Origin of the sequence: Desulfococcus sp. (assembly GCF_041737845.1) — a bacterium.
GTDB lineage: Bacteria > Desulfobacterota > Desulfobacteria > Desulfobacterales > Desulfococcaceae > Desulfococcus.
On the sequence record NZ_JBGSQX010000088.1, the window covers coordinates 1 to 11149 of the forward strand.

General features: G+C 64.7%; 10 protein-coding genes. 2 read left to right on the forward strand and 8 right to left on the reverse strand.

Annotated elements, in window-relative coordinates; all coding sequences use genetic code 11:
• The coding region (locus ACEW8N_RS10125) for a lysylphosphatidylglycerol synthase domain-containing protein (RefSeq protein WP_373499695.1) at window positions 1–545 on the reverse strand (545 nt) is incomplete at its 3' end.
• On the reverse strand, window positions 542–1393 hold the full coding sequence (locus tag ACEW8N_RS10130) for a CDP-alcohol phosphatidyltransferase family protein (RefSeq protein WP_373499696.1): 852 nt from the start codon (window positions 1391–1393) through the stop codon (window positions 542–544). The genes ACEW8N_RS10130 and ACEW8N_RS10125, both read right to left, overlap by 4 nt.
• A gap of 76 nt (window positions 1394–1469) precedes the next feature.
• Here ACEW8N_RS10130 and ACEW8N_RS10135 point away from each other — a divergent pair, with 76 nt between their 5' ends.
• Window positions 1470–3116: a sulfatase-like hydrolase/transferase gene (locus ACEW8N_RS10135; protein ID WP_373499697.1), complete on the forward strand. Its 1647-nt coding sequence runs from the start codon at window positions 1470–1472 to the stop codon at window positions 3114–3116.
• A gap of 171 nt (window positions 3117–3287) precedes the next feature.
• Entirely contained in the window at window positions 3288–3845 is a 558-nt protein-coding gene (locus tag ACEW8N_RS10140) for a hypothetical protein (protein WP_373499698.1), read from the forward strand.
• Between the two features lie 73 nt (window positions 3846–3918).
• Here ACEW8N_RS10140 and ACEW8N_RS10145 read toward each other — a convergent pair whose 3' ends face one another.
• The 6 genes from ACEW8N_RS10145 to glpK form a co-directional block, all read right to left on the reverse strand.
• Complete coding sequence (locus ACEW8N_RS10145; protein ID WP_373499699.1) at window positions 3919–4941, reverse strand: NAD-dependent epimerase; 1023 nt, start codon at window positions 4939–4941, stop codon at window positions 3919–3921.
• Window positions 4938–5912 carry an SDR family oxidoreductase gene (locus ACEW8N_RS10150; RefSeq protein WP_373499700.1) on the reverse strand — a complete coding sequence of 325 codons (975 nt, stop codon included), beginning with the start codon at window positions 5910–5912 and terminating at the stop codon, window positions 4938–4940. The genes ACEW8N_RS10145 and ACEW8N_RS10150 overlap by 4 nt, the downstream gene beginning before the upstream one ends.
• Window positions 5913–5953: 41 nt before the next feature.
• Window positions 5954–6871 (reverse strand): AEC family transporter, encoded by a 918-nt coding sequence (locus ACEW8N_RS10155; protein ID WP_373499701.1) that lies wholly within the window; start codon window positions 6869–6871, stop codon window positions 5954–5956.
• A gap of 65 nt (window positions 6872–6936) precedes the next feature.
• Window positions 6937–7623: a hypothetical protein gene (locus ACEW8N_RS10160; protein ID WP_373499702.1), complete on the reverse strand. Its 687-nt coding sequence runs from the start codon at window positions 7621–7623 to the stop codon at window positions 6937–6939.
• 251 nt (window positions 7624–7874) lie between these two features.
• Window positions 7875–9449 (reverse strand): glycerol-3-phosphate dehydrogenase/oxidase, encoded by a 1575-nt coding sequence (locus ACEW8N_RS10165; protein WP_373499703.1) that lies wholly within the window; start codon window positions 9447–9449, stop codon window positions 7875–7877.
• 81 nt (window positions 9450–9530) lie between these two features.
• Complete coding sequence (glpK, locus tag ACEW8N_RS10170; RefSeq protein WP_373499704.1) at window positions 9531–11042, reverse strand: glycerol kinase GlpK; 1512 nt, start codon at window positions 11040–11042, stop codon at window positions 9531–9533.
• Window positions 11043–11149: the final 107 nt, after the last annotated feature.

The following is an 11149-nucleotide window of genomic DNA, read 5'->3' on the forward strand; positions in this document are numbered from 1 at the left end:
ACCGCCGCCGCCCCGAAGCAGACGGCCGTCAGCACCCGCCCCGCCCCGCCTCGCCCGAGGGCGTTGAATGGGAGCCCCCACTCCACTCCCGGGAGCGGACGCCGGACCATCCAGAGAAGCCCGCCCCCCACCAGAATGAGGTTCAGGGCCAGTTCCATGGCCCGTTCGAGAAAAACGGCGGCGGCGGCGATATCGGCCGGGACGCCCTCCCGCCTGACCAGCAGGAAGGCCTGCAGGGGCTCGCCCCCGAACTGGCTGCCGGGCGTGACGTAGCTCACGGCGCCCGCCGCGATGCGGTAGGCCGTGAGGCGGACCGGAGCGATACGATGGCCGAAGGCGGAAAGGATCCTCCACCATCGGCCGGTCGCCGCCAGCAGGATGACGCCGTTGATGGCCGCAAGCCACAGGAGGCCGGGAACCCGGATCCGCGCCATGGCCGCCGCAACCCGCTCCGGCCGGAGAACCCCGGCGGCCGATGCCCCGATCCCCAAAACCGCCAGCACCACGACATACCAGAGGAAGAGCCGCAGGATCGACCGCCTCATGGCTTCCGATCCCCCGTTTCACGATCCACCAAACGATCCTCGGGCCGACAGCGGAAGCCGGCAAAACAGTCATTGCCGGCCTGGCCGCAGACAATCATCCAGTCCCTGCCGAAACCGGCCAGGAGGGGAATCATGACCATCCAGGCGGCAATGGCCGCTGCCTTCGGACTGACGGGCGGGAGCAGCGCCAAGGCCACAAACGCCATCTGAAAGCCCGCGATGATTTTGGCGCCCCGCCAGGGCCGCACCTCCTGCACCGGCTTCCCAAGAAATTCCCGGAAGCGGATCCCCGCGGAAAACAGGTAATAGGCCATGCCGGCAACCAGGTATGCCGGGGGCAGGCGATCTGCGATGACGGCGACCATGGATGCCGCAAGCAGTCCCAGGGCGTCCGTCTCCATGTCGAGTTGCTCCCCCATGCGGGTGACGCAGCCGGTTTTTCTCGCGATCCTCCCGTCAACACCGTCCAGGAGGACGGCGGCGCCGTAAAGCATCCCGGGAATCCACGGCCACGGCACGCCTCCCGCGGTCATCCGGGGCCAGGGAACCAGGGCGAACCCCGCCAGGAGGGCGACAAGCCCCCCTCGCAGGAGGGTGATGCGGTTTGCCGCGCCCAGGTCCCCGTAGATCTGCCCGCCGTCCCCGGGCCGGTTCATGGGCAAAAGACGAAGGAAGCGCCGGTAGATCCAGGCGGCGGCGGCTGATGCCGTCCCCAGCCAGAGCATCCCCAGGGAAAGGCCCCCCCAAAGGGAGACCAGGATCACGCCTGCCACAAGGGCCGCCAGAAAACCGCCCCCCACAAGCCTTGCGCTCCGCCGCTGGGCCGGGGCCAGTCCGGTATAAGCCATTGACAAGGGCGCTGCCTGTCCGATAAATTTACGCATTTTTTCAGCATAGGATCAATCGAGGAGTTTTTCAACCCCCATGCGAAGTCCCCGCGAAAAGCCCCCGGAATCACCAACCGCCATACCCCCCTTCAGAACCGCGGCGGCCTTCCTGGCCGTCTGGGCGGGCCTGAATGCCCTGGTCCAGTTCTCCTGGCCCTTTGGGGAGATCCGCCTTCCGGAGCTGCTCATGCCGTCCCAGGAGCTGTTCGCCGCCCTCTGGGTCCTCTGCATCTCGGCCTGGCTGAAACTGCGTTTTCAGAAAGGCATGGCCGCCGGCCTCGCCGGATTCATGATCTTCGCCGCGGTGTTCCGCGCGGCCGACCGTCTCGTGCCCCTCTATTTCGACCGGGAATTCAACCTCTTCATCGACGGCCGGTTTCTGCCGGACCTCGTCAGCCTCCTGTACGACACGACGGCATCGGGCCTGTTCTTCGCCTGGAGCGCCGCCGCAGCCGCCGGCGCGGGCATCGCCTTCTTCCTGATCTACGGCGGCTTCCGGTGGCTGCAGCGCTATTTTGAACAGGACGGACGCCGAACCGTTTTCATGGCCGCGGCCAACCTCCTCCTCACCCTCTCCCTGGGGTGCGTCCTCTTCGCCCCCACACCGGGCGGCCGCGTGTTTTCCCCGGGGATCTGGCCGCGGATCGCCGCCGAGATCGGCTTCATCCTCACTGTCGAGAAGACCCGGCGCCACCAGCTTGACCTCCTGGAAACCGCCGTGAGGCGCATGGCCAGGCTGCCGTCGTCCCTCGACCGGCTGAACGGGCGGAACGTCTACCTCATTTTCGTGGAATCCTACGGCGAGACCGTGTTCGAGGATCCCCGCCATTTCGGGATGATCGCGCCGGTGCTCCGGAGGCTTTCGGCCGACGACCGCTTCTCCGCCTGCTCCAATTACCTGCGGTCGCCCACGATCTCCGGCTCGTCCTGGCTGGCCCACGGCACCCTGGCGGGCGGCGTGATGACCGACACCCATCTCAAGTTCAAGCTGCTCCTGGGCTCCAGGATCAAGCCCATGGCCCACTATTTCATGCGGGCGGGGTATCGGACCGTCTGCGTGATGCCGGGCACCAAAACCCCCCGCCCCGAGGACGCCTGGTTCGAATTTCAAGGCAAATACGACGCCAACGCCCTGGGGTACCGGGGGCCGGCCTTCGGCTGGGTGACCATGCCGGACCAGTTCGTTTTGGATACCATCTGCCGAAAAGAGATCCGGACGGCCGAATCTCCCCTGTTCATCGAATTCATCCTGGTCTCCAGCCACGCCGCCTTTCACCTCCAGCCCCAATACATCGAGGACTGGTCCAGGGTCGGGGACGGCTCCGTATTTCACGACTTGGAGATGCGGACCTTCCCGGTGGTCTGGCCCGACCTCACCAACGCCTCCGAAGCCTACGCCACATCCATCGCCTATGTCCTCACCGTGATCGAAGGATTCCTGCATCAATGCCTCGACCGGAAGGCCCTCGTCATCGTGGTGGGCGACCATCAGCCGAGCCCCCAGATCACCGGGGAGGGCCGGTCCCGGTCCGTGCCGATCCACATCATCAGCCCATCCCCCGACCTGCTGGCGCCATTCCTGAAAAGGGGCTACACCCCCGGCTTCATCCCCGAACAGCCGCCCCCACACCCCGGCATGGATACCTTTCTGGAGGGATTTCTGGAAGACTTCAGCAGCCGGTGAGGACGGATCAACGCAGATAAAAATTGTTAAAATTTGATGAATCCCTTGCATCATCTGAAAAATGCTTTATTATTACGGGTATTCACCCTGCCGGCCTGCGGCGGGGTGATTTGTTTTGATGCGGGGTGATTCGCTTTTCAATGAAAAAAGAGATGAAAGGAAACGATACACATGACGGAACGTTCACAAGTGACACTTTTTAGCGGCGGCCACAAGGGAGCCGAAGCCGAATTCGGGGAAAATGCTGAGCGCTGGGGCATCCGGGAGGTCAACTACACCTTCGAGGGGCATACGATCGCGCGGGAGAAAAACTACACGGTCCTGAGCACGGCGGAGCTTAAGAAAGGAGACATCAGCATGGAGATCGTCTCCAAACGGATGGGACGGAGCTATGCCAAGGCGGACAAGATTCGAAAGGTGATTCAGTCCATCTTCCACATGGTCAACAAGGGATACCATGTCTTCGCCATCGGCTGGATCCAGCCCGACGCCACGGTCAAGGGCGGCACGGGCTGGGGCGTGGAACTGGCCAAACTCTTCAACCGTCCGATCAGCGTCTACGACCAGGACCGGAAAGGCTGGTTTTCCTGGAAAGAAAACCAGTGGGTCGCCGACACCCCCGTGATTGAAGGCGACAGCTTTGTCGGCACCGGAACCCGCAACCTGACCGAGGACGGGACCCGGGCCATCGAGGATCTCTTCCGGCGCTCCTTTGGAACCCCCGCATAATTCCCCCGTGCGCCGGTCCATAAAAGGTCGAACCCGGGGGGTTGGACCTTTTATCCCGCCCCTTCCCCGCCGCCTACAGGCGATGATACTCCCGGTACCATGATACAAAGCGCTCGATGCCCGTTTCGATGGGGGTGTCGGGCTTGAACCCCACCTCTCTCATCAGGTCGTCGACGTCGGCCACGGTGGCGGGAACATCGCCGGGCTGTAGGTCCAGGTATTCCTTTTTCGCCTTCTTTCCCAGGGCCTTCTCGACGGCGGCGATGAAATCCCCGAGCTCGACCGGCGAGTTGTTCCCGATATTGTAGATCCGGTAGGGCGCATAGGAAGTTCCCGGGTCCGGCTGGTCGCCGTCCCATGCCGGATTGGGTCGGGGCAGCGTTCCCATGACCCGGACGACCCCCTCGACGATGTCGTCGATGTAGGTGAAATCGCGCCGCATCTTCCCGTGGTTGAACACCTGGATGGGCCGGTCTTCCAGGATCGCCCGGGTGAACAGGAAGAGGGCCATGTCGGGCCGTCCCCAGGGGCCGTAGACCGTGAAAAACCGGAGGCCGGTGCAGGGGAGGCCGTAGAGGTGACTGTAGGTATGGGCCATGAGTTCGTTGGCCTTCTTGGATGCCGCGTAGAGCGACACCGGGTGGTCGACGTTATCGTGGACGGAAAACGGCATCCGGGTGTTGGCGCCGTAAACCGAACTGGACGAGGCGAAGACCAGGTGCCCGACCCGGTGGTGGCGGCAGCCTTCCAGAATATTGACAAACCCCGCCAGGTTGGACGACACGTAGGCCTGGGGATTGATGAGGGAATACCGGACCCCGGCCTGGGCCGCCAGGTTGACCACCGCGTCGAAGGCGGTCTCCGCAAAGATCCGCGACATGGCGTCCCGATCGGCCAGGTCCTCCTTGACAAAGGTGAACCCGGGATATTTGGCGAGCCTGGCCAGCCTTGCGGTCTTGTAGCTCACGTCGTAATAGTCGTTCAGGTTGTCGAGCCCCACCACCCGGCACCCCTGGTCCAGGAGGCGCCTGGCCAGATGAAACCCGATGAATCCCGCCGCACCGGTGACCAGAACCGTTTTGTAATGGAATGTCATGTTGATTTTCTTTCCGCCCGATCTCGATACCAGGCCATAGTGATGTCAATGCCGCGCTCGAAGTCATATGCGGGCCGGAACCCCAGCTCCGCTTCGGCGCGGTCGATGCTGGAGAGGGATTCCCGGATGTCGCCCGGCCGGGACGGAGCGTAAACCGGGGCCGCGTCGATGCCGGCCCGCCGGGCGATGCTCAGCCACAGATCGTTGACGGTCATGGCCGTCCCCGTTCCCACGTTGAACACGCCGCCGCTGATGTCCGGCGCCACGCCGGCCAGCAGGTTGGCCCGGGCCACGTCTTCCACGAAAACGAAATCCCGGCACTGCTCCCCGTCGCCGTAGACCACCGGCGGCTCGCCGGTAAAGGCCCGGGTCATGAAAATGGAGATGACGCCGGAATAGGGCGAGGAGGGGTCCTGGCGGGGGCCGTAGACATTGAAATACCTGAGGCAGACCGTCTCGATGCCGTACAGCTCATGATACAGGCGCGCGTAGTGCTCGTTCGTCAGCTTCTGGACCGCGTAGGGGCTCATGGGCTTCGGCCGCATCTCCTCCCGCTTGGGCATCACGGGGTCGTCGCCGTACACCGCCGAGGAGCTGGCCAGGACAACCCGGCGGACGCCCGCCTTCCGCGCCGTGTCGAGCACCTGGAGGGTCCCCATGTCGTTGACCGCCGCCGTCTCGACCGGTGCCGCCACGGTCCGGGTCACGGAAACAACGGCCGCCTCGTGGAAGATCACCTCGCACCCCCGGGCCGCCCGCAAGAGCAGGTCGGCATCCCGGATGTCCCCATGGATGAAATCGACCCGGTCGCCCAGGTGGGCCAGGTTGTCCAGGGAGCCGCTGGCGAGATTGTCGATGACGCGGACCTGGCGGCCCGCCCTGACCAGGACGTCGGCGATATGCGAACCGATAAACCCGGCGCCGCCCGTGATCAGGGCGCGGCTGAAATTGAACTCCGAACTGAATGCCATGGACGATCTCCGTTGTTGGATGTTGATTTCATCCTTCCGACTCAGATCACATGGAGCCACACGGCGAACGAGACCGCCGACAGCATGGTGCTGGCGGAAATGGCCGCGGCCGCGAATTCCGTGTCGCCGTTCATCTCCGCCGCCATGACATAGGCGATGGTGGCCGTGGGCGACGCCAGGAGGATCATGGCCGGAAGATAGCCGGCGGCGGGGATCTTGAAAACATGGAAAAGCGCCATGCCAATCCCGGGAAGGAGCCCCAGCTTGACCATGAAAGAGGATACCAGGGGCGCCGGCCGGGACCGCACGAGGCCGAAGGTCAGGCTCGCTCCGATGAGGAGCAGGGCGAGCGGCAGGGCCAGGTCTCCCAGGATCTTGAGGGCCCGGTCCGGAATGACCGGAAGCGGCATGCCCGCAGCGGAAAAAAGAATGCCCGCCATGGCCGAGAGGATCACGGGGTTTCCGGCAATACCCAGGAACATCCGCCGGGGGGAAAGGCGGCCGGATCCGGTATCACTGTACCACTGAAGCACGATCACGGCGAGCAGGTTCTGAAGGATCATGACAAATCCCGCCAGGATGCTCGCCTGGGCCAGCCCCTGGTCGCCCAGATAATAATAGGCCACCGCAAGCCCGATATACCCCAGGTTGCCGTGAAACGAGCTCTGGATGACGGTGGCGAAGCGCCGCCGTTCGAGGCCGGCGGCCTGGCCGACGCTCCACATCAGGACAAAAACCGTGATAATGGCGGCCAGGGTGATGAGGACCACAGGGAGGTTGAAATCCCGGTCAAAGCTCCCCAGCGAAATGGACCGGAAGATCATGGCCGGGATGGCCAGATGGAAGACGAGACGATTGGCCGGACCGAGAAATGCCTGTGGGATCAGCCCCCTTTTCCTGGCGATCCAGCCGGCCAGGATCACGGTGAACATGGGGATGATGGTGCTCAGGATCTCCATGGCCTCAGCCGGTCCCTCCCCTCATGACCCCGAACCGCAGCGGGTTTTCGCCGGATATGCCGCCGTCACCGGCCACCGTCGGAGTAGCATCCCCGGACCGCATCAAAGGGCTGTTCGGCCAGAAACCGGGCGATGGCCTGATCATAGCGGGCCGTATGGTCGAAGGCCTTCCGGGCGAGGGTGAACCGCATCTCCAGGCTCGTCCGCCCCGAACGGGACCGCATGCCCTCCAGAATCATCGGATAATCGGCAGGATCGACCACCGGGGCCACACGGATGAAGTTCTTCGCCGAAGCCCGGATCATGCAGGGCCCGCCGATGTCGATATTGCCCCGGGCCGCCTCCGCCGTGACATCGGGCCTGGCGACGGTTTCCTGAAAGGGATAGAGGTTCACCACCACCATGTCGATGGGCACCCCATGGGTCCGTTTCAGGTCCGCCTGGTGGGACGGGTTGTAGGTCTCGGTCAAAAGACCCAGATAGATCTTGAAATCCAGGGTCTTCACGAGACCGCCCTGGGTTTCCGGCTGCCCGGTGTACTCCGAGACCTGGGTGAGGCGTCTCGGGGCGGACTCCCCCAGGATCTCCCGGATCCGGCCGAAGGTGCCGCCCGTGGAGAGGATCCTCACGCCGGGGTTGATCTCGACCAGTCCGGGGATGAAGGCCTCCAGGCCGCTTTTGTCGGACACACTGATCAGCACGTGGTCGACCTTGACGAGGTCGTCGATCTTGTCTACGACATTCATGCTCATGGGGTTTCCATGCCGGCGAAACCCTATCCGGCATGCGCTCCTTTCGGTTGGTGGTTGCGGGATGCGTTATCGGTTTTAGAATAAGTCCCGGCAGGCGTCAACCCCATTCACGGGGCCTTCGTCAGGCTCCCTTCCCCAAGTCCATCTGACACGGCATCGAGGTGGATATCCAGCGGCTGGGAGCCGATATGAGCCGATCCATCCAGGAAGCCGACGCCTTCCTCAAAACCTTCTGACGGAACAGCGACCGATCAGGCGGGGCAGACGCCGTCGCCCAGATACCCCCGTGCCAGGGCCTCGAAGGCCCTCGTCTGATCGCTTTCCCAGCGGCCGTCCCGGCCCAGCTCCAACGCCATCAGGCGGGCCACCACGGGCGCCATTTCCATGGAGGCCCGGGCATCCAGGATGAGCACCCTCCGGCGGCGCGACAGAAAATCCTCCACCGTCCGGGCCATTTCGCGGCGGACCGCCCAGACGACCTCGCCGGCCAGGTAAGGGTGGGCCGGGTGAAGGGGGCAGGCGAACCGGGGGTCCTCCCCCAAGAGGGCCTGGACCGAAACGGCGTCCGAGCCATACACCGCGAGATGGCCGAACTGCCCGGCGTTCTGATGGAACCCGTGGATGTTGAGCTCCTTCGTAACCGACGGCCGCTCCTGGAGCTGCGCCAGAAGCGCCGCCTGGTCCACGGTGTCCTCGGCCATCTTCCGGTAGGTCGTCCACTTGCCGCCGGTGATGGTGAGCAGCCCCGACCGGGAGATGTTGAGGGTATGGTCCCGGGAAATGGCGGCGGTGTTCTCGTATCCCCCCAGGCTCACCAGGGGCCTGAGGCCTGCGAAGGCGCTCAGGATGTCCTCCCGGGTCGGGTCCTTGGTCAGGTACCTCGCCGCATGGGACAGCAGGAAATCGATCTCCTCCGGCAGGGGGCAGGGGTCGAGGGGCGCGTCGGCCATCTCCGTGTCCGTGGTGCCCACCACCACGCGATTCTTCCACGGGATGGCGAAGAGCACGCGGCCGTCGTCGGTGTGGGGCACCATGATGGCCGTATCCCCCGGCATGAAGGATTTGTCCAGGACGATATGGACGCCCTGGCTGGGGGTGATGATGCCGGGCGCCTCGGGATCGTCCATCCTTCGGACGGCGTCGGAGAAGACCCCGGTGGCGTTGATGACCACCTTTGCCGTCAGCGCATACGCTTCCCCGGTTTCCATGTCCCTCACGTTCACCCCCCGCACCATGCCGCCGGATTTGACAAGGGATTCCACCCGCATGTAATTGACGACCGTTCCGCCCTGCTCCACCGCGGTCTGGGCCATGTTGACGGCCAGGCGGGCATCGTCGAACTGGCCGTCGTAATAGATGACTCCGCCCCGGAGCCCCCGGGGCTCGAGGGTGGGGATGAACGCAAGGGTTTTCTCCTTGGAGAGCCCCTTGGAATGGCCGAAACCGTGACGGCCGGCCAGCATATCGTAGACCTTGAGCCCGATGCCGTAGAAGGGCCCCTCCCACCAGTCGTAGTTGGGCACCACGAACGGCAGGTTGTGGACGAGATGGGGGGCGTTCCGGCGCATCAGCCCCCGCTCCTTCAAGGCTTCCAGGACCAGGGAGACGTTGCCCTGCTGGAGGTACCGGACGCCGCCGTGCACCAGCTTGGTGCTGCGGCTCGACGTGCCCTTGGCAAAATCGCTCTGCTCGACCAGCAGGACCTGATATCCCCGCGACGCCCCGTCAATGGCGGTCCCCAGCCCGGTGGCGCCGCCGCCGACAACAATGAGGTCCCATTCCCTGTCCTGACGCCGGATTCTTTTCAGCATTTCGTCCCGGTTCATCCCTTCATCTCCCCCTGATCGTCTGTCCGTGAAAGATGGGATGCCGCCCGGTGCGGCGGCCTCCACCCGTGCCTTTCGGCCCTATTCGACCCAGTCGAAGGTGCGCTCGACGGCTTTTTTCCACTGCCGGTAGAGGAACTCCCGGGCGTCGGCATCCATGGTCGGCCGCCAGGTCCGGTCCTCCGACCAGTTGCGCCGGAGGCTGTCCAGGTCGGGCCAGAAGCCGACGGCCAATCCGGCCGCATAGGCGGCGCCCAGGGCCGTGGTCTCCGAAATCCGGGGCCGGATGACCGGAACATTCAGGATATCGGCCTGAAAAGCCATCAGAAGTTCGTTGGTCACCATGCCGCCGTCGACCTTGAGTCGGGAGAGGGCCACCCCCGAGTCTTTCGCCATGGCCTCCACGATGTCCCGGGTCTGGTAGGCGCTGGCCTCCAGCACCGCCCGGGCGATATGGCCCCGGTTGACGTATCGGGTCAGGCCGACGAGGGCGCCCCGGGCGTCGGCGCGCCAGTAAGGTGCAAAAAGGCCGGAAAAGGCCGGAACGAAGTAGGCGCCGCCGTTGTCGGCGACGGTCCCGGCCAGGGTCTCTATCTCCGCCGCCGTCCGGATGAGCCCCAGATTGTCCCGCATCCACTGCACCAGCGCGCCGGAAATGGCGATGGAACCTTCAAGGCAGTAGACCGGCCGGTCCGCCCCGAACCGGTAGCCCAGGGTCGTGATCAGGCCCTGGCGGGAGGGCACCGGCGTGTGGCCGGTGTTCATCAGCAGAAAACAGCCGGTGCCGTAAGTGTTCTTGGCTTCGCCCGCTTCAAAGCAGGCCTGGCCGACCAGGGCGGCCTGCTGGTCGCCCAGGGCGCCGCATACGGGCACCAGCGCGCCCACGGGACCGTCTTTGCGGGTCATTCCCCAGACCTCGGGGTCGCTGGACGGAACGATCCTCGGGAGCATGGCCTCCGGAATCCCCATGACTTCCAGGATCGCCTTGTCCCATGCGAGGGTGTGGAGGTCCATGAGGAGGGTGCGGCTCGCGTTGGTCACGTCGGTGACGTGGACGCCGCCGGCCGGGCCTCCGGTCAGGTGCCAGATCAGCCACGTCTCCATGGTGCCGAAGAGGGCGTCCCCGGCCTCGGCGTCGGCCCTGGCCTTCGGCATGTTCTCGAGGATCCACATGATTTTGGGGCCCGAAAAATAGGTGGCCACGGGCAGGCCCGTCCGGTCCCGAAACCGGTTCTGCCCCTGATCGCGCATGAGCGCCTTGCAGATCTCGTGGGTGCGGGTGCACTGCCAGACCACGGCATGGCCGTAGGGCTCCCCGGTGTGCCGGTTCCACACCACCGTGGTCTCGCGCTGGTTGGTGATGCCGACGGCGGCCAGGTCGGCCCCCGAGAGCCCGCCGGCCCGCAACGCCCCCCGGATGACCGTCCGGGTGTTCTCCCAGATCTCCCCGGCGTCTTGGGCGACCCAGCCGGGCTGTGGGAAAATCTGCTGGTGCTCTCTCTGGTCGACCGCGACGATGCGGCCGTCCCGGTCAAAGATGATGAACCGCGTGCTGGTGGTTCCCTGGTCCAACGCCCCAATGTATCGCTTCATGCAAAGCTCCTTTCTCCGGCCGGATTCCGTTTTTCGGAACCATCTCCCCTTGACCGGCGCCTTCGGATTTCCTACATTGTTGAAGCCTGAAGGGACCACACGGCCAT